We start from the raw sequence: 19761 nt of genomic DNA, 5'->3' as shown, positions 1-19761 counted from the left end.
CTTAACTTCTTAATAATAATTATAAAATAGCCCAAATAATAGATTAAATTATCGTCAAAAATTTATATATAGTAGCTAAATAATTAATACTTATTCTTCTTTTTAAGGTCATTGTCTGTTTAAATAGACATAATAACCTGAAAGACTAACAGGAGTGGTATTAATTGGGAAAGTTAAAAAATAAAGTTGCTTTAATTACAGGCAGCACAAAATCTATTGGTCTTGAGATTGCAAAACTATTTCATATGAAAGGTGCTACTGTAATTATGACGGGTAGAGCGCCTAAAGAAAAAGGTCTAGAAATAGCTAAAGCGATAGGAATTACAGATTATATAAGTCTAGATGTTAGCTCAGAAGCTAATTGGCATGATGTTGCTCAGTATGTTGCGGTTAAATATAAACGACTTGATATTTTAGTAAATAATGCAGGTATTGATAAAGTTGCTAATACAGATAGATTGCAAGATTTAGAACATTGTACGTTAGAGGATTGGCAAGCTGTTCATGCTGTTAATCTAGATGGCACCTTTCTTGGCTGTAAGACAATGATGCCACTTTTAATCAAAAGTGAGCATGCTTCAATTATTAATATGGGTTCTCGTTCAGGCTTAGTGGGTGTTCCTTCCTATCCTGCCTATTCCTCAAGTAAGGCAGCTCTTTTAAATTTTACCAAAACAGTAGCGATGCATTGTACGTCTCATAATTACCCAGTACGTTGTAATATTATTGTACCTGCAGCCATATTAACTGATATATGGGATTTAGAGTTTGGTAGAGGCGAATTACGGCAGCAGCGTATTGAAGAGTATGCGCGCAATATCCCTCTAAAAAGAATGGGGCAAGCTGATGAAGTAGCCAAACTGGCTGTTTTTCTAGCCTGTGATGACTCACTATTTATTACAGGCGCGCAATATATTATTGATGGAGGTACCATGGCAGGTACGGGTTCCTACAATACCAATAATGAGAATAAGGCGTTAAACAATACAAACTCAAAAGATGATGATAGTTTAATTAAACAAGAGCAACAAGATTTTAGAAGTCAGCAAGTTAAAAATTATAATTTAAAACAGAATTTCTTTGCGTCAACATCTGCTTTAAATAATCAATTAAAGGAAGACATTCGATTTAATATTGCTCCGTAGCTTATTACTAAATAAGTTAAACTTTAAGTAGTAGGTATGAATTAAATGAGTATTTTGCGGCACTTTTTCTACAGTGATTGGCCGTCAATGGCAGTTTGGAAAAGAGCTAATAAAGAAAATAAGGTAAAAGAAAGCTATTGACTTCTAGGTAGACATAAATTTAACTGGTTAGAGGTATGGTGTTACTTCTAATGCGACAGCTATTCAAGCATTTATTTTTTAAGCCGAAATAATACATTAGACGTCTTTATTAAGCAGTATGATTAAGACAGGTTTATTAAAATTCTTTGCTGTATTACGAGATAAAGTAGCCAATATGATAGATACGGTTAAGAAAAACGATGTTACTCTAGGTTCAACCCTTGCAGCATTAGGCGTTGTCTATGGTGATATAGGTACGAGTCCCTTATACGCTTTGCGTGAATCTATAGGCGGGCTACCTGTTGATATGGTCGACATATTAGGGATATTGTCCTTAATTTTTTGGTCGCTTGTTATTATTATTTCCATCAAATATTTAACGATTGTTTTTAAAGCTGACAATAATGGTGAGGGCGGTATACTTGCTTTACTTGCTCTCTTAAAACAAAAAAATACTAAATACGAAAAATTTTTTTACTTGCTAGCAATTTTTGGAGCGGGTTTACTCCTAGGGGATGGCATGCTAACGCCTGCTATTTCTGTGACTTCTGCTGTTGAAGGTTTAAAAACATTCGCGCCCGAGCTAGATAACTATATATTACCTATCTCGCTTTCTATTCTTCTATTGCTGTTTTTAGTTCAAGAAAAAGGTACAGGAAAGATAGGCGCTGTATTTGGCCCAATTATTTTGATTTGGTTTTTTACCATTGCTATTTTGGGCACAGTTCAAATAGTTAAAAATCCAGCTATTTTAAATGCTATCAATCCTTATTATGCTGTTCATTTTTTAGTTAATTCAGGCTGGAAAGGTTATTTTTTATTAGGTGGTGTATTTTTAGTCGTAACTGGTGGTGAGGCGCTTTACGCTGATATTGGACATTTTGGTAAAAACTCTATACGCATAAGCTGGTTTAGTATTGTTTTTCCTAGTTTAATTCTAAATTATTTTGGTCAGGGAGCTTATCTATTAACCAACCCTGCTGCTATCTCTAATCCCTTTTTTATGATTGCTCCTAGTTGGTTTGGTATCCCCTTACTTATAATTGCTACGCTAGCTACCATTATTGCTTCACAAGCAGTGATTACTGCCACTTTTTCGCTTGCTAAACAAGCGGTCTTACTCGGTTTTTGCCCTCGTATTCAAATTGTTCATACGTCTAAAGAATATCAAGGACAAATTTATGTTCCACAAATTAACTTTATTTTAGCCATAGGGACAGTTTTTCTTTTATTAACTTTTAGAAGCTCAAGTCATTTAGCTCATGCTTATGGTATTGCTGTTAACTTAGATATGCTACTAATAACGTCCATGATAGCTTATACAGCCTTCCATCTTTGGAATTGGCCAATTATAAAAATTATCTCTATTTTAAGCCTCTTTTTCTTGATTGACTTATCTTACTTAGGTGCCAACTTATATAAATTTGCTACTGGTGGCTGGGTTCCCGTTTCCTTTGCCTTAATTATTGGCTTTATTATGTATACATGGAGCCGAGGCTTAGAATATTTAAGGGAAAATTTTTATCATAAAAAAGAGGATTTACCTAAGATACTCAAGCAATTAAATTATAAGTCACTCTATCAATTAACTGGCGTAACCGCTATTTTTATAACCGACGTTTACGATAAAAGTGGAGGAAGCTTCCTCCACTTCTTAAAGCTTAGTCGATCAATGCCAGAACACGTATTAATTGTAAGCTATGTTGTAGAAAATATTCCTTATGTTCACTATAGTAGGCGTTATGAACTTAATTGTCTTAGTGATAGAGTATGCAAGTTAGTTCTACATTATGGTTTTATGGACACTATTTCCATTCCAGCAGCACTGAAGCATGCTACTGCAAGGCATGTATTACCTTTTTCAATGAATGTTGATGCAGCAACGTTTATTGTTGAAGTGCCCAATATTTTTGCTTCTAAAAAGAAGCGTACCTTAATGTTTCATTTTCAAGAGAAAATTTTTGCCTTTCTAATGCGTAATTATTCAGCTAATCTAAATATCGATTTTTATGATGTTCCGCCTAATAGGACTATGGCTATTGGTGCATACTACGTTCTGTAGGTTAGTTCCTCCCTCACTGAAAGGTTGTCTTTGGCGCAGTTTGAACGAAAAGGCTGCTTCAAAATGCTCATGTAGAAAGCTACACTGCGCTTTTTCAGCAGTCTTTTCGTTCAAACTGCACTCAAATCCAATCCTTTCACCAAGCGTTAAGCTCCTGTTGTTCTATTATTCTATCTTTCTATTTATTAAAAGATTGTCTTTGGCGCAGTTTGAACGAAAAGGTTGCTTCAAAATGCTCATGTAGAAGGCTACACTGCGCTTTTTCAGCAATATGTTCGTTCAAACTGCACTCAAATTTAAATTTTAGACGTTAAGTCCCTTATCTCGGCATAGCCGAGATAAGCTTTTTAATTAATCCCAACAGTTACTTTACCAGCAGTGTAGGAGTGTGCCCCAATACCAGCAAGCTTACCTGCACTTACTACTAAATATTCATTGCGAATAGGACGATTAGCAAACCAACATTCTAATATTTCACGAGTGCCTGCAGCATAGCGTGCTTGTGCTGATAGCGAAGACCCGGAGATATGAGGTGTCATCCCATGATTAGGCATAGAGCGCCATGGGTGGTCTGCCGGGGCAGGTTGAGGGAACCACACATCACCTGCATAACCTGCAATGTGGCCAGATTTAACAGCTTGTTCTATAGCTTTAGCATCACATATTTTAGCGCGTGCTGTATTAATTAAATATACGCCGCGTTTCATTTTTTGAATCAGGTCTTCATTAAATAAATGTTCCGTTTCAGCATGAAGTGGAATATTTATCGATACAACATCGCAAAGAGGAAGCATGGTATGCAGATTTTGATGATAAATAAGTCCTAACTCTTCTTCTGTTTTAAGTGGTAAACGATGTTTATCCGTATAATGCATCTTTACATCAAACCCCTTAAGACGCTTCATAACAGCTAAACCAATTCGGCCTGCGCCAACTGAGCCAACAACCATGCCTTCAAGATCATAAGAGCGCATTACACAGTCAGCAATATTCCAGCCGCCATTGATTGCCCATTGATAAGAAGGGAGATAGTTGCGCACCAAAGCTAAAATAGCCATGACTACATGTTCTGCAACACTAATACTATTAGAATAGGTAACTTCTGTAACGGTAATACCTTTGGCAATGGCAGCTTGTAAGTCAATATGATCAGAGCCAATACCAGCAGTGATTACTAATTTAAGTTTCTTCGCTTGCTCTAAGCGCTCAGCAGTTAAGTAAGCAGGCCAAAAAGGCTGGGAAATCACAATATCTGCATCAGATAATTCTTTGGCAAAAATAGAGTTCTCTCCTTCTTTGTCACTGGTGACAATTAAAGTGTGCCCTTGTTCTTCAAGAAATTTACGCAGTCCTAGTTCACCTGAAACACTACCTAAAAGAGCGCCTGGTTGAAAATCAACATGACTAGGATTAGGTACCGAGCTACCGTCAGGGTAGTGAGTTATAAAGGGTATATCATCGCGTGGGTAGGTTTTAGGATAACCACTAATGGGATCATCATAAAGAACGCAAAGTACTTTTGCCATACATTTCTCCATAGTTAAAACACTTTTCAGACTGTCTACATAAATCGTTAAACAACTTTGAGATTATACTGCGACCTGCATGCAATTATGTAGTTATTCTTTAAGCGTTGTATTAGGACTCTTTCCAAACTAGCATTAATAGCCAATCTCCGCCGAAAAAATTCTTCAAAATGCTCATGTACTTCATGTACACTGCGCTTTTTCAACCTTTTTTCGCTGACCTTGTCTCACTGTCAGTTTGGAAAGAGGCCTATTATATCAATTTATTTATTTTGGCTCTGGCAAATGCGAAGTATTCTAGTCAAATAATTCTAAAACTTTTTCAGGAGGACGCCCAATAATAGCTTTATTTTTAAAGGTGACGATTGGGCGCTGCATGAGTATAGGTTCTTTTACCATGGTCTGCAGAATTTGGGATTCATTATGCAGTGATAAATTTAACTCTTTAAAACGACTTTCAGTGGTCCGAACAAAATCTTCAAGCTTAAAATGAGCACGAAGTGTATTTAATTGTTCGATAGTAAGTGGCGTTTTGAGATACTCTATAATTTTAAGTTGAAAACCTTTGTTTTGTAAGAGTTCTAATGCCTGCCTTGATTTTGAACAACGGGGATTATGGTAAATCGTAACTTGTGACATAGTAGTTTATTAAAATTAAATAATTAAAGTATTTAATATTAAGCTACTACTAAGTAGTAGCTTAATTGAATTTTAGAATTAATCTTCATCATCCCAGCTTAAGGTTCCACCCGCTTGATACTCAATAACGCGTGTTTCAAAGAAATTTTTCTCTTTCTTAAGATCCATAATTTCACTCATCCACGGGAATGGATTCTCAGCACCCGGATATTGCTCAGGTAAACCAATCTGACTTAAGCGACGGTTAGCGATAAAATGAAGATATTCTTCAAACATATCAGCATTCATACCTAAAATACCATGAGGCATAGTATCTTTCGCATAAGTATATTCAAGTTCAACGCCTTCTTTAATCAGTCGAATAATTTCTTCCTTAAAATCGGCTGTCCATAAATCTGGGTTTTCAATCTTAATCTGATTGATAACATCAATACCAAAATTCATATGCATGGACTCATCACGCAGAATATATTGGAACTGCTCTGAAGTACCTACCATCTTATTACGTCGTCCCATAGACAAAATTTGCGTAAAGCCAACGTAGAAGAAAATCCCTTCAAAAACGACATAGAAAGCAATTAAATCACGCAATAGTCGTTGATTAGCTTCTGGTGTACCCGTATGGAAATTAGGATCGCTTAAGCTTTGGGTAAAAGGCAATGCCCAAGCTGCTTTTTTAGCTACAGATGGAATTTCACGATACATATTAAATACGGCTGCTTCATTTAAGCCTAAGCTCTCAATAATATATTGATAAGCATGCGTATGCAGCGCCTCTTCAAAGGCCTGCCTTAATAAATATTGTCGGCACTCTGGATTGGTAATATGGCGATAGACTGCTAAGACTAAATTATTGGCAACCAATGAGTCAGCAGTTGAGAAGAATCCTAGGTTGCGTAAAATGATCAATCGTTCATCTTCTGTTAAACCATTTGGATCTTTCCATAAGGCAACGTCTGCACTCATATTGATTTCATTAGGCATCCAATGATTGGCGCAAGCAGTTAAATACTTATCCCAGGCCCATTTATATTTAAACGGGACAAGCTGATTTAGATCAGCCCGACAGTTGATGATTTGCTTATCATCAACTTGAATACGGCCTGCTCCCATTTCTAATGGCTCAAGTCCAGTAGCATGTAAGGTATTAGCTGTAGTAGCTAGTGGTTGGCTTTGTAGTTCCGCCATTTATTTTCCTCCTATTGGCATGCTTCGCAGTCTGGATCGAGTATTGAGCAAACTTTAGGTTCCTCGATCTTCACCGCGTTTAAAGCGCCATCATGAATAGTTGATTTTTCAGCATTACTAGCACCTAAACTACGTAGATAGTAAGTTGTTTTTAAGCCGCGTAGCCAAGCTTGTTTATAGAGTTGATCAAGTTTTTTACCCGAAGGTTTAGCCATATAAATATTTAACGATTGCGCTTGATCAATCCATTTTTGTCGTCTTGATGCTGCCTCAATTAACCACATCGGGTCGACTTCAAATGCAGTAGCATAGCGAGCTTTAAGTTCATCAGGGATACGGTTAATAGGTTGTACACTGCCATTGAAGTATTTTAAGTCATTAACCATTACTTCATCCCATAAATTTAGTTCTTTTAATTCAGCAACTAAATAAGGGTTAATCACGGTAAATTCACCAGAAAGATTAGATTTTACATACAGGTTTTGATAGGTAGGCTCAATAGATTGTGAAACACCACAAATGTTAGAAATCGTTGCTGTTGGTGCAATGGCCATAACATTTGAGTTTCGCATACCTTGAGTACGTACTTTAATACGTAAGCTTTCCCAATCTAGACGCTGCGATCTATCTTGATCTAGATATTTATTACGTGATTGTTGTAATAAATTAATAGAGTCAATCGGTAGAATACCTTTACTCCATAAAGAGCCTTCATAACTTGAGTAGCTACCACGTTCCTTAGCAAGCTCACAAGACGCTTCAATCGCATAATAACTAATCATTTCCATAGAAATATCAGCAAACTCTACTGCTTCTTCGGAAGTATAATTAAGTTTTAATTCATATAATGCGTCTTGAAAACCCATTAAGCCTAAACCGATAGGGCGATGTTTTAAGTTAGAGTTACGAGCTTGGGGAACTGAATAAAAATTAATATCAATTACGTTATCTAACATGCGAATAGCTGTTTTGATAGTACGTTTTATTTTCTCTTCATCTAATTTACCATTCGTTAAATGCGCTGGTAAATTCAAGCTGCCCAAGTTACATACAGCAATTTCATCTACTGATGTGTTAAGTGTAATTTCTGTACAAAGATTCGAACTGTGAACGACGCCTGCGTGTTGCTGTGGTGAGCGTAAGTTACAAGGGTCTTTGAAAGTAAGCCATGGGTGGCCAGTTTCAAATAACATAGACAACATTTTTCGCCACAAGGTAAGAGCAGCAATTGTTTTAGAGTTTTTAATCTCACCTCGCTGTGCTTTTGCTTCAGCACGTACATAAATGGCCTCAAACTCTTGACCATACGATTCGTGTAGCTCAGGAACATCATCCGGTGAAAAGAGGGTCCATTGGCCTTCTTCGTGAACACGCTTCATAAATAGATCTGGAATCCAGACAGCTGTATTCATATCATGAGTACGGCGTCTATCATCACCTGTGTTTTTCCGTAGCTCCAAGAACTCTTCAATATCGCGGTGCCAGCATTCAAGATAAGCACATACAGCACCTTTGCGTTTGCCCCCTTGGTTAACGGCAACTGCTGTAGCATTGACAACATTTAAGAAAGGTACGACACCTTGTGACTTACCATTTGTTCCTTTAATGTGTGAGCCCATAGCACGTACAGGCGTCCAATCATTACCTAAGCCACCTGCAAATTTAGATAATAATGCGTTATCTTTAATTGCACTGTAAATACCATCCAAATGATCAGGTACCGTAGTTAAATAGCAACTGGATAATTGTGGTCTCACAGTACCTGCATTAAAAAGTGTAGGGGTAGAAGACATATAATCAAAAGATGATAAAAGCAGATAAAATTCAATCGCTTTTTCTTCTTTGTCTTGTTCACGAATCGCAAGCCCCATTGCAACGCGCATGAAAAACGCTTGTGGCAGTTCATAACGTATACCGTTTTCATGAATAAAATAGCGATCGTAGAGTGTTTGTAAACTTAGATAAGTAAACTTCATGTCACGCTGTGGCAGTAAAGCCTGAGCCAATTTATCTAAATTAAATTCACCTAATTTACTATCCAATAGACCTTGAGCAATTCCTTGTTGAATAAATGCTTTAAAATAAGTAGGGTAAAGATTTACCATTTCATCAAAGGTGGCTTCAGTTTGGATATTAAGCTTATTTAGTGCTTCACTGCGTAGGCTATCTAGCAAGAGACGAGCCGTGACGTAAGTATAGTTTGGCTCTTTTTCTACTAGGGTACGGGCAGCCATAATCAAGGCGCGGTGTACATCGTCTAATTTCGCTTGATTATAGAGGTTTCTTAAAGCGTCCTTAATAACAGGTTCAGAGGTTACATTTTCTAAGTCACGACAAGCTTCTTGAACGATAGTTTCTACTCTAGCCATATCTAATGGTCTAGCTTCACCATCAGGCATAATAATTAAGGGAACTTTACTATCTTTAGCTTGCTGTTGTTTTGCTGCTTCGCGAGCCTTACGGTGTTCCTCACGATAAAGTACATACGCACGAGCTACTTTATAGTGATGATTGCGCATTAAAGCTAATTCAACTTGATCTTGAATATCCTCAATATGAATTGTACCACCTGCAGGATGGCGGCGTTTAAGTGCTACCGTAATTTGCTTACCAATTTCATCGATTTGCTGATGAATGCGATTAGATGCCACCGCATTATTACCTTCTTCAGCGATAAATGCTTTAGTAATAGCAACTTTAATTTTATTCTCATCATAACTAACTACTTTGCCATTGCGTTTAATGACTTTAAGTACGCCAGGCGCATTTGTAGTTAGCTCGAGTTGGTTAATAAAAGGCATAGTTTCTACCGTCTGTTCTGACATAGTTTCTCCATTCTAGTCACTGTCGCGTAATTAATTTTACTCCCCAAACCCCTCAAGAGACGAAGGAATTGTCAAAGTTATCTTAAGCTCTAACACTTAAATTTATCCCATAAACCCCCTCGCCCCTTACGGGGAGAGTTAGGGAGAGGGGCAAAAAACAATTATTCAGCAGCAACATTCTATTTAATGAAGAAATCATAACTTAAGTATAGCATAAACACAACATATAGCGTTATGCTCAACTTTTATAAACTATATATTGTGTTTTTCCTGTAAAAAACTTGTGGATAACTTGTAGATAGTCGAAAAATAATATTATTTAATAGTACTTGCCTTAAGGTTGTTTAACCACATTTGGCGATTATTCTCCCCCATATCAGATTTTTTTATAACATAATGAAGAATGTAGAGGCCTTTTGGCGTTTGGGTAATTTTTTGTAGCTCATCTTGGACTAAATTAGCCGGGCTGCTTAGCTGAAATTCAAAAATAATCTCCTGTGGAGTTTGCTCATGTATTATAATTTTAGGGTTTAATTCTTCACGTTTAAACGAATTTAAAGTAATGTCTAAATACTCTTTAGGTGTTATTTCCTTAATCGATTTAGGTATGTACTGTGTAGTAATTAATTCATGCCAATTATTAATATTCTCATCGCTAGGTATATATTCAATCGTGGTTATATTATCTTGCTTCCCCCAAGCTGCTTGCCAGAGCCTATGATCAAAAATAATATGTTGTTGCTCGCTATTTTTAACAGTTTCTGAAATATAACTATCACTAGTTGGCAATTTTACCGTACTACAGTACACCTCACCTTGGTAATGGTAATAGGTAACACATTGGGGATTATTTGTATTATTAACTTTAATTAAATTGTTAGGCGCAATAGTGCTATTAGCCATGGATAGTATGCACAGCAAATTTAAACCTATAATAATTTTTTGCATAATAAATGAAGGTGAAATAAATATAAGTTTAGCAAATATGCTCTTTTATATGAGTAAGTTAATTTCTTTTAAACTTTCTAAAATTGACTATAGTTAAAGAAAAATAGGCAGATATTACTGTGTTCATATGATAAGAAAATTACTCTATTACATAGTTTTTTCTGTATTTTCCTTTGCTTCTACTGCTTACGCAGTAGTTAAAATAGGGACATTACAATTTGACCCACCTTTTGTTACCACTGACAATCATTTTGTTTCTAATGGGTTTGACATTGACTTAATGAAAAATATTTGCACAGAATTAAGTTGGCAGTGTGAATTCGTTACTTATAATGAATATGATAAATTAGTAGATGCACTGATTGATCATCATATTGATTACGCTATTAGTGGAATTGTTATTATTCCTTTAAAAGATAATCGTTTATTATTTAGTCTGCCCTATTTATTAAGTGCAGGTACTTTTCTAACATTAAAGAAGAATACCGATATAAATGATTTAGCATCATTAAAAGATAAAAAAATTGGCGTATTAGATGGACGCGGTTATGGTGAGTATTTAAAGCAAAATGCTGATCTTTTAAAGATAAATGTTGTGGATTACCATAATTATATGGACCTTTTTAATGACTTATATGATGGTAAAGTTGATGCTATTTTTATGAATAATTATACTGGGCTCTATTTACTACATCGTTACCCAAATTATGTCAAGTTAGTTAATACTTCTATTAGATTTGCAGATGGTATCGGTATTTTAAGCCGAGCGGATAATAAAGAGAATATAGATAAAATTAATGCACTATTAAATAAATTTGAATCGGATGGCACTTTTATAAAGTTATATAATTATAATTTTGCCTTTTTTATTAAACAATAACTACTTAAGCGGTACGCCCATGGCAATTTTTATATTTTTTATTGCTACCACAAGGGCAGGGTTTATTGCGGGCATTCGTTGTTTTTTTAAACTTACTTGGGGTGAGGGAATCTGTATAAAACCATTGACCTTGATTATTACGAAACTCACTTTTTTCATGAATAGTTTGTATTTTCCCATTTAATTCATAAGAGGCAATAAACTCTACAAACTTACAGTCTTCTTGTTTACTTTCAGGATACGTATTAATAATTTCTAACCTCAGCCATTTAACATTTTTAGCCCAATTTTCTGCTTCTATCTCGTTAAATTGTAATAAAGGTTTTCCATACATAGTCTTTTTAATATAAGCAATATTTGCTCTAGTATAAGCTGTATAGCGAGACCGCATAAGTTTTTCAGGCGTAGGGGCTGGCTCTGATTTCTCAATATAAAGGCCACAGCAGGCTAAATAAGGTTGTTGTGAGCCACAGGGGCAGGAAGGTTCAGTAGTTTGCATTTAGACACAAAGATACGAAATAATGGGTAATTCACTATTTTAGTAGAAACTAGCGTGTTTGAATAGACGATTTTCTAAGCACTAAGAAAAACTTCTGGATCCTGCGAACAAGTCGCAGGACGTAGGTGAGGGGGAAGCTAGTGTTTAGTCTATCTTTATGTACTAAGAAACACCTTCGTACAGCAATTAATCCTCTAAGTCTGGGTCTTGTTCAGCGTTGTTGCATATATCTGAAGCTTCGCTAGCTTTAAAGCAGAACTGGTTAAGAAATAACCGCACTTCTAGTGCAAGTTAAGGTTAATAATGTATTTTTTCCAAAATGGACATTTTAAATTTCCAAATTGCTATCTTCTCTAATCTCTATATTTTGTTTAATATATATACTAAATTAATAATTTATGAGCAAAAATATGAAAAATTTAGCTGAATTTAAGTCCGATTTTAGAGCATTATCTTGGGAATTACATACGCAAGCACTATATATTCAAAATCAGCGCTCTATAACGCCTTGTGAATCTATCAATCCTTCTCACATTCTAACTGCATTTTATTCAGAATCATTAAAAATAGGAAATGAAGAAGACATAGTAGCTTATTTAACGGCATTAGAAACTAAAATTAATATTATTTTAGAAGCTCACCCTCAAAGTGCCTTAGCCAACGATAGAGAAAATGATAGAGAATTTGTAGGTTTTTTACTAAAAGGTGAAAAGACAGTAGATATTTTACTTTATACATCAGGATTCGGATGGAAGTACTATGATATTACAAACCGAAAAAAGACTTTAGCTGACTTAGAAAACCCTACTGAGAAAAGAACAATTGCAAAGACTATAAGACAGAATTTGTTTAATAAGGGTACTTGGCCTGATTTGAGCTTGACCATTCAACTTTGCCTATTTGAAGATGACCCGCGCGGCCCTAAATTAGAAGCACTTGGAAATATAGTATCAGAGGCCGAGCTTATATCTAGTAGTGCCTCATTTATAGTTGATTATCCTGATAATGAAGAGACTTACTATCTAAATGAGGAAGGACTTGCACTGCTTCAAGTGGCAGTAAAAGAAAGTCATGAGGATGATCCTGTATCTGCGCTTTCTTCACCTACAGTCTATCAATTCGATGCAGAGACTGACTCAGAGGTTCTAAATGAGGAAGAACTTGCACCGCTTCAAGTGGCAGCAAAAAAAGGTCATTTAAATATTGTTAATTGTTTGATTGAGGTCGGGGAAGAAGTAGACTTAAAAGACCAAAACGGGCTTACCCCACTTTTTTGGGCAGTGCGAAATAGGAAGTTAAGTGTGGTTGAAGCTTTAATGAAGGCTGGCGCTGATTGTAATTACCGAGTTCCAATGTCTATCAATGAATTACAGGACTTAGTAGCGACTGAATCAGACCAAGTTCAAAAACGTATGACTAATTTTATTATGCAAAAATCGTCTTTAACTAGGACAGCACCTATTTTTATATCATCGGGTGAGTTGGCATTGATTTTAGCACATCTTCATATTGCAGCAAAAAAAGGTCATTTAAATATTGTTAATTGTTTGATTGAGGTCGGGGAAGAAGTAGACTTAAAAGACCAAAACGGGCTTACCCCACTTTTTTGGGCAGTGCGAAATAGGAAGTTAAGTGTGGTTGAAGCTTTAATGAAAGCTAACGCCGATTGTAATTACCGAGTTCCAATGTCTATCGATAAATTACTGGACTTAGTAGCAACTGAATCAGACCAAGTTAAAGAGCGTATGGCTAACTTTATTAAGAAAAAATCGTCTTTAACTGGGGCATCACCTATTTTTATATCATCATGTGATTTGGCATCTATTTTAGCAGATCGCGAAATTATGAAGGCAGTTATATCGTTAAATTCAACTTCACGAAAGCAATTGCATAAATTACTAGCACCAGCACCAAGTCAATCGCCTGAATTACATGCACCATTATCAATCATAGAATCATATTCTTTTTTATATCAACTATGGGCGCTGCCAATGGCAGGTAATAAAAGGAAAAGGCCTGAAGCTAAGGAAGTACCAACAGAAGAGCAAACGCGACATGTAATGTCTTATAGAGGGTAGTAGAAATGGGACTTTTACAACTATTAGAAGTATTTATAGTTTTGCTGTTAGATAATCGAAATGGCGGTTAATAATTATGGGCGTGTTGTAAATATGGTTTTATATATAGGTCCATCAATTCAATAAGACCGGGTAAATAATTGCCATCCAGGCAAACGTTATTTATTACACGAACAGGAGTTTCCCCTTTAGGTTCGTAACGCTCCCTTTTTTAGCTATTCTTAGCATGACCTCAGTTTCTGCTAAAATATGCAACAATGCCGGTTTGTCCGCGGGATTTAGTAAGATAGAGTGTAGGTTAAGTGGTAACTATCATCAGCCAGTTGTAAGCTGTAGAGCTAAATAGCCTAATCCCATTATTAAGATTTTGTAAAAATTTCTTGACAGTCTGGTAGAGCCTCATTAAACTGCCAATCTCTTTCGGGGCTATAGCTCAGCTGGGAGAGCGCTTGCATGGCATGCAAGAGGTCGGCGGTTCGATCCCGCCTAGCTCCACCACCATTAACGTTAGTTTTTGGTGGAAAATTTAGGTCCCCATCGTCTAGAGGCCTAGGACATCGCCCTTTCACGGCGGTAACAGGGGTTCGAATCCCCTTGGGGACGCCATTTTGGCGTTGATAAGTTTTTTACAATTAATAGTTTTAGGTCCCCATCGTCTAGAGGCCTAGGACATCGCCCTTTCACGGCGGTAACAGGGGTTCGAATCCCCTTGGGGACGCCATTTTTATTGTTGGCTTATAAGTAAATTTTAGAATTTCCTACTATTTCAAAGTGATTATTTTGCATTGTCATTTAATATATGCAATTGAAAACTTCCTCTTTCGTCTAGTTGTTTCTGCTATAGCGCTCCTCAAAATAATTTAAGCTTAGTTTAAAGTTATGTTTTCTGTAACTTTAATAAATGAGATAGGTATAAGTTGCCTATACTGATTATTGTTAAGTAATTACCTAAGGTGGGGTCTATAGGGGCAATAAAAGACAATTACAGCTTAAATAAATAGAATGCAAGGAAACCGCAATGGAAATGTATTCAGGAAAAGTAGCGCTTATTACGGGAGCGACTTCAGGTATAGGTCGAGCTACTGCCCTTGCTTTTGCAAGGCAGGGCGCAAAAGTGGTGCTAGCTGGTAGAAGAAAAGAGCAGGGTGAGGCGGTATTGAAGGAAATTCAAGCACTAAATGGCGAGGCAATTTTTATTCAAACAGATGTAACTGTTTACGTGCAAATAGAAGCATTATTTAAGAAGGCCATTGCACATTATGGCCGATTAGATTTCGCATTTAATAATGCCGGTATTCTCAAATTATCGCCCATGACTGAATTTACAGAAGCAGATTGCATTACGCTATTTAATACCAATTTATTAGCTGTTTTTTATTGCATGCAATTTGAAATCCGTCAAATGCAAAAAAATGGTGGTGGTGTGATTGTCAATTACTCATCATTAGCAGGCATTCGTGGGATTGCCGAAAATACCTTATATACTGCTAGCAAACATGGCGTCATTGGTTTAACCCGTGCGGCAGCAATAGAATATGCTCGAGATAATATTAGAATCAATACTATCTGTCCTGCTTATGTTCATACAGCTCTAGATGATTATTTTATCGACTATTACAATATCACCTCGGCGCAATTAGCCGCTGCTTCGCCATTGGGAAGACAAAATTCAGCAGAAAATATTGCTGAATTTGTTTTATTTCTTTGTTCCACACAAGCTTCTTATATTCAAGGTGCCGTATTATCCATTGATGGTGGCGCAAGTGCAGCTACTTCAGTTCCTCGCAAACCTAAAAAGTAAATATATTCTATTAAGGTTTTACAGCTGTAAAATTCTTATTTCTGTTGAATTAGTGTCAATAAAATGATAAAATTGCTTGAATTTTATTCAATTTTATTGGAGTATCTTATGGGAAAGCGAAAACACGTTGGAATAAAACCGTCAACCGAGCAGAAGAAACAGAAATTATATAAAAATGAAGAAACATTTGCTTTTGGTATTCCTATTGAAGACATTCCTGAAAATCAACGTTTAGTATTAGATAATTACGTATTTGATATTAGTGAGTTAGCCCAATTACAAGACAAGGACTTATTTACAAATATGCATACACAAAGTGAATTTAGTAATGAAGCAAAAAATAAGTTGCTATCATGTCATCTCTTAAAAGATAGAGTGCAGAAACTATTAAATTCTAAAATACAAATTTCTGAAGTAGTCATGAACAAAGTTTATAATTTAGGTATGACGCTACTTGAAAAGCGAGATGGAAAGGAAAGTATAGAAGCTCTAGCTGAGTTTCAACAATTTCTTGATTCTTTACCACCGAACGAAAGGAATACGCTTTTAAATTTTAACATTCAAATGAGAGAATATAATAATAGAGCTAAAACCTATATTTTATCAAAGCATACTATAGGTGAAATTTATTCATTAGTAAGTCGAGGTGAGCTCTGTGTAAGAGCTGCAGGCAATTGGTTTATACAAGCTGTTAGAATGACTTACCCAGACATGGTAAATGAAGCATTATTTAAAAAGTTTAATAGACAAGTCACTCCAATAGTAATTCAAAATTTTACAATTTTTGCTAATCGCCAAACGCAAGTACCAAGAACTCATGTTGCATTTCAAGAAGAAGGTAGAATGCAAAGAGAGCTAAATAAAATGATGGAAGATAATAAGAAAAATCAAGAAGCCTTGTTAAGCATTGTTAATACCTTATAACTATAAACAATAGCGATAACTAGGACATTATTAAGTAATAGAGGGATAAATTATCCCTCTATTTAATAAACCTAATCTTTTAACAAAATCGCCACATTAGACGCGCTGCAACTCCATTATCTTTTACCCTAGAAGAATACTGGCCGAAGTATGAGACAGTTAAACTTACATTATTAGTTAAACGCATCGCCTCTAATCCTGCATCAATTAATAACGCATCTCTAGCAATTGGTGTCCCGGCAATAGAAAAAGGCGAACTGCTAGGAAGGAAATTAAAGACAGTATAAGGCGTTAAATGATTATAGGCATGTTGCCAGCCCAAAAAGAGATGCTGATTAAAGGAATAAGCGCCAGTAATAGCAAGCGGACTTTTTTCGCGTATACCTAGCGTTGAAAAGAAGACATCTTGAGTAGCACTATGGGCTCTTAAACTTGCATCGCCACCTACTTCTGTAAAATCATTGGCATGTACATTAACATAAGCAAGATTTACTAAAGGTTTTACTAAAAAGCGATTAACTAGCCAATTGTAACCTAGCTCGCCAAAGACTTGCGCTGTATGAGCATTATAGTGCCCATTAGGCTGGTCGAAGAAATTAGAAAAGCGAATTAAGCGTTGAGCATCTGCTTCACTAAAGCTATAAGCAGCACCACCAGTGAGAACAAATTGGTTATAGAAACTACTGCCATAAATACCTATATGTCCATTACTAACTTTATTCGTGTTAGAACGACGGCTAGATACTTCATGATGAGATTCACTGAACCCACCCACAAGACCTAATCGGCTAGCCATACCGAAGCTTTGATCAGCACCGACAAAGAAACCTTGCGTTGAGCGCTTAAGTTCAGCGGCGTTACCGTCACCTTCTAATTCACCCCAAGCACCAAAGCCATGAGCCCAAAATGTTGTTCCTGTGGCTGTTGTAACTTGTGGTAGTGACTCGCTATTATCTAAACGATTTAAAATTGCGTCTCGAATATAGCGACTTTCTTCAACGAGTGCCGCTAAAGTTGATGGGTAAATTTCGCCAGTTAGGTCACTTAAAACACTTCGTATCTTAGCTGGATCAGCTAAGTTTAAAAAAGCATTATATAAACCATCACCCGGTGTTAAGCTTTCTAGTGCTGTAGCTAAATTTAATTCGTTAGCTGTTAGCGCATAGTAGCTAAACGGAACTAAACTACGGGTCACACTTAAAATGACATCTTGTGGCGTATAATTTAAATTAAAATTCAAAAAAGGTAGAAAAGTTGGCAGTATTAGATTACTGTAAATACCCTCGAGGCCCGCGTTGGCATGTAGAATAACATAATTATTTATAGTGTAAGTAGCAGTTGGTAACAATGCGACACTCGAGTTAGGAAGTAAGGTAGCAGTTCCAGCGACAGAAATTAAATCTGATTGATTGCCAGCAATTTCTAATGCATAAGTAGAGAATGGTTGTTGCGTATAATCGCCAGCAACAATGATATTACCTACAGCAGAATTGCCAGGTGCAATAATTCCATAGATATTGGCTGTTCCAACAGTACCTGTGCCCCCCAAATAAGCGCCAGAATCTACTTGAAAGTAACCTGGTATACTGCCCCCATCGAGGACTAATCCACCCTGCATGACATTGGTTGGTCCTGTATAAGTATTAAAGCCTCTTAGGGTAAATAGACCAGTACCTATTTTTGTAAGGCCGCCAGTACCAGACAAAACGTTATTTGTCCCTATATTAAAGCCATTACTATCTATAATTAACCCTGCACCTTCAAGGTTAAGTTCTCCAGGATTAAAACCGAATATGAAATTAGGTTGGTTAGCGCTAGCTTGAAGAATTCCGCCATTAAAGTTAATTTGTTTGGTTCCAAAACCGCCTACAAGTTGGTTTGTTATTAATGTGCCTGGAATATTAGCTATGCCATTTAAATTTAAAATTCCTGTGCTACCTGGATTTAACCCAACAAAAGTTATACCAGAATTATTCATCGTACTATTATTAATAATATAGCCGCCAGAATTAATATTCAAAGTGCCTATGCCTAAGTTACCCACTGTCAAATTACCGCTAGTGTTCCACGTACCGCCTTCTGATACATTAACAACGCCAACTCCACCAACATTGGCAGCAATTATGCCATCGACGCTACTAACTAAACCACTATTAATGTTGAGCGAGCCATTGCCAAAACTGCCTACAGCAATGTATGTTGTAATATAAAATGTTGAGGGTAACCCTAAAGTGTCGGTGCCGCTTACATTAACAGTGCCCACACTATTAACATTATTTCCAATAATTGCATCAGAAGCAGTTACACGCCCGCCATCATCTTGAATGGTAAGCGTTCCAGTTCCTCTATTACCTACCCGGATAAAGGAGCTATTATTCCACTGGGCACCTGAGCCCGATACGGTAACAGCTCCCGTGCTACCTACTTGGTCAGCAATTAACCCGCGATAACCTTGTACTATACCACCATTTAAAATAGTAAGTGTTCCATTACCGTATTCACCTACATTTAGTGCCTGGTTAACAGTTAATTTAGAGCCTGCTCCTGTAATATTTAAACTACCTGCTCCTAATAAGCCTATAAAAATAGAATTAGCGACATTTAATACACTATTATTTTCAACTGTAAGACTTGGCGTACTAGGCAATGAGTTTCCATTAATAAATAATGAATTTATGGTAATGATTCCCCCTCCAGATATAACAGGGTAAATAGTAGAATTGGTAATACTGACATCGTCAGCTGGTGTTGGCACTGTATTGGTACTCCAATTGCTACTATCAAACCAATTAGAGTTAACCGGAAGTGTATCCCAAGTTACCGCAGTAAAAAAATTAGCTTGGAAATTGTTGGGTTTAGTATCTGCGTGGTCAATTAAATTTAAAGAAGAAAGATGAGGTAAAAAAGTATGCTGTTGTAGCATAAACTCGTCTGACAACATAGATACCTCTGAGGCCGCATAAGTAACTGTGGAAAAACTTAACAATAAAGAGGTAATTGTGGAAACATCCCGTATACTTTTTTTAAATAACATTTAAAATCCTTTTTAAATTATTAAAAATCAGGTAGTAAGTTAACGCGCTAAACTTAAAAATTAAAGATAAA

The 19761-nt window shown here is 36.3% G+C and carries 13 protein-coding genes and 3 tRNA genes; 9 read left to right on the top strand and 7 right to left on the bottom strand.

Features of this window, described 5'->3' with window-relative positions; genetic code table 11:
* The first annotated feature begins 164 nt into the window (after window positions 1-164).
* A complete protein-coding gene (locus ACNVED_RS09995; RefSeq protein ID WP_419418874.1) occupies window positions 165-1145 on the top strand; it encodes an SDR family NAD(P)-dependent oxidoreductase in 981 nt (326 codons plus the stop codon).
* 316 nt (window positions 1146-1461) lie between these two features.
* Complete coding sequence (locus tag ACNVED_RS09990; RefSeq protein ID WP_419421172.1) at window positions 1462-3348, top strand: potassium transporter Kup; 1887 nt, start codon at window positions 1462-1464, stop codon at window positions 3346-3348.
* Window positions 3349-3695: 347 nt separating this feature from the next.
* On the opposite strand, the gene ACNVED_RS09985 is transcribed toward ACNVED_RS09990, so the two are convergent.
* The 5 genes from ACNVED_RS09985 to ACNVED_RS09965 all read right to left on the bottom strand — a co-directional run bounded on the left by ACNVED_RS09985 (window position 3696) and on the right by ACNVED_RS09965 (window position 10429).
* On the bottom strand, window positions 3696-4874 hold the full coding sequence (locus ACNVED_RS09985; protein ID WP_419418873.1) for an NAD-dependent formate dehydrogenase: 1179 nt from the start codon (window positions 4872-4874) through the stop codon (window positions 3696-3698).
* Window positions 4875-5171: 297 nt separating this feature from the next.
* Entirely contained in the window at window positions 5172-5513 is a 342-nt protein-coding gene (gene arsC, locus ACNVED_RS09980; RefSeq protein ID WP_419418872.1) for an arsenate reductase (glutaredoxin), read from the bottom strand.
* Window positions 5514-5591: 78 nt separating this feature from the next.
* Window positions 5592-6701, bottom strand: a complete 1110-nt coding sequence (locus tag ACNVED_RS09975; protein WP_419418871.1) for a ribonucleotide-diphosphate reductase subunit beta — start codon at window positions 6699-6701, stop codon at window positions 5592-5594.
* 11 nt (window positions 6702-6712) lie between these two features.
* Entirely contained in the window at window positions 6713-9502 is a 2790-nt protein-coding gene (locus ACNVED_RS09970; RefSeq protein WP_419421171.1) for a ribonucleoside-diphosphate reductase subunit alpha, read from the bottom strand.
* A gap of 339 nt (window positions 9503-9841) precedes the next feature.
* Complete coding sequence (locus tag ACNVED_RS09965) at window positions 9842-10429, bottom strand: hypothetical protein (RefSeq protein WP_419418870.1); 588 nt, start codon at window positions 10427-10429, stop codon at window positions 9842-9844.
* 172 nt (window positions 10430-10601) lie between these two features.
* Between ACNVED_RS09965 and ACNVED_RS09960 the strand changes: the two genes are divergently transcribed.
* Window positions 10602-11354: a transporter substrate-binding domain-containing protein gene (locus ACNVED_RS09960; RefSeq protein WP_419418869.1), complete on the top strand. Its 753-nt coding sequence runs from the start codon at window positions 10602-10604 to the stop codon at window positions 11352-11354.
* Between the two features lie 4 nt (window positions 11355-11358).
* Here ACNVED_RS09960 and ACNVED_RS09955 read toward each other — a convergent pair whose 3' ends face one another.
* Entirely contained in the window at window positions 11359-11853 is a 495-nt protein-coding gene (locus tag ACNVED_RS09955; RefSeq protein ID WP_419418868.1) for a YchJ family protein, read from the bottom strand.
* Between the two features lie 410 nt (window positions 11854-12263).
* Here ACNVED_RS09955 and ACNVED_RS09950 point away from each other — a divergent pair, with 410 nt between their 5' ends.
* The 6 genes from ACNVED_RS09950 (at window position 12264) to ACNVED_RS09925 (ending at window position 16656) form a co-directional block, all read left to right on the top strand.
* A complete protein-coding gene (locus ACNVED_RS09950; protein ID WP_419418867.1) occupies window positions 12264-13931 on the top strand; it encodes an ankyrin repeat domain-containing protein in 1668 nt (555 codons plus the stop codon).
* A 422-nt stretch (window positions 13932-14353) separates the two neighbouring features.
* Window positions 14354-14429 (top strand) — tRNA-Ala (locus ACNVED_RS09945).
* 32 nt (window positions 14430-14461) lie between these two features.
* Window positions 14462-14537, top strand: a tRNA-Glu gene (locus tag ACNVED_RS09940).
* Between the two features lie 39 nt (window positions 14538-14576).
* Window positions 14577-14652: transfer RNA gene (locus tag ACNVED_RS09935), tRNA-Glu, on the top strand.
* Between the two features lie 297 nt (window positions 14653-14949).
* On the top strand, window positions 14950-15732 hold the full coding sequence (locus ACNVED_RS09930) for a glucose 1-dehydrogenase (protein ID WP_419418866.1): 783 nt from the start codon (window positions 14950-14952) through the stop codon (window positions 15730-15732).
* Between the two features lie 108 nt (window positions 15733-15840).
* Window positions 15841-16656 (top strand): hypothetical protein, encoded by an 816-nt coding sequence (locus ACNVED_RS09925; protein WP_419418865.1) that lies wholly within the window; start codon window positions 15841-15843, stop codon window positions 16654-16656.
* 79 nt (window positions 16657-16735) lie between these two features.
* Here ACNVED_RS09925 and ACNVED_RS09920 read toward each other — a convergent pair whose 3' ends face one another.
* A complete protein-coding gene (locus ACNVED_RS09920) occupies window positions 16736-19690 on the bottom strand; it encodes an autotransporter outer membrane beta-barrel domain-containing protein (protein WP_419418864.1) in 2955 nt (984 codons plus the stop codon).
* Window positions 19691-19761 lie beyond the last annotated feature (71 nt).

Origin of the sequence: Legionella sp. D16C41 (assembly GCF_048541585.1) — a bacterium.
Classification (GTDB): domain Bacteria; phylum Pseudomonadota; class Gammaproteobacteria; order Legionellales; family Legionellaceae; genus Legionella_C.
Note: the sequence above shows the minus strand (reverse complement) of the source record. Positions and strands in the feature narration are given on the sequence as shown.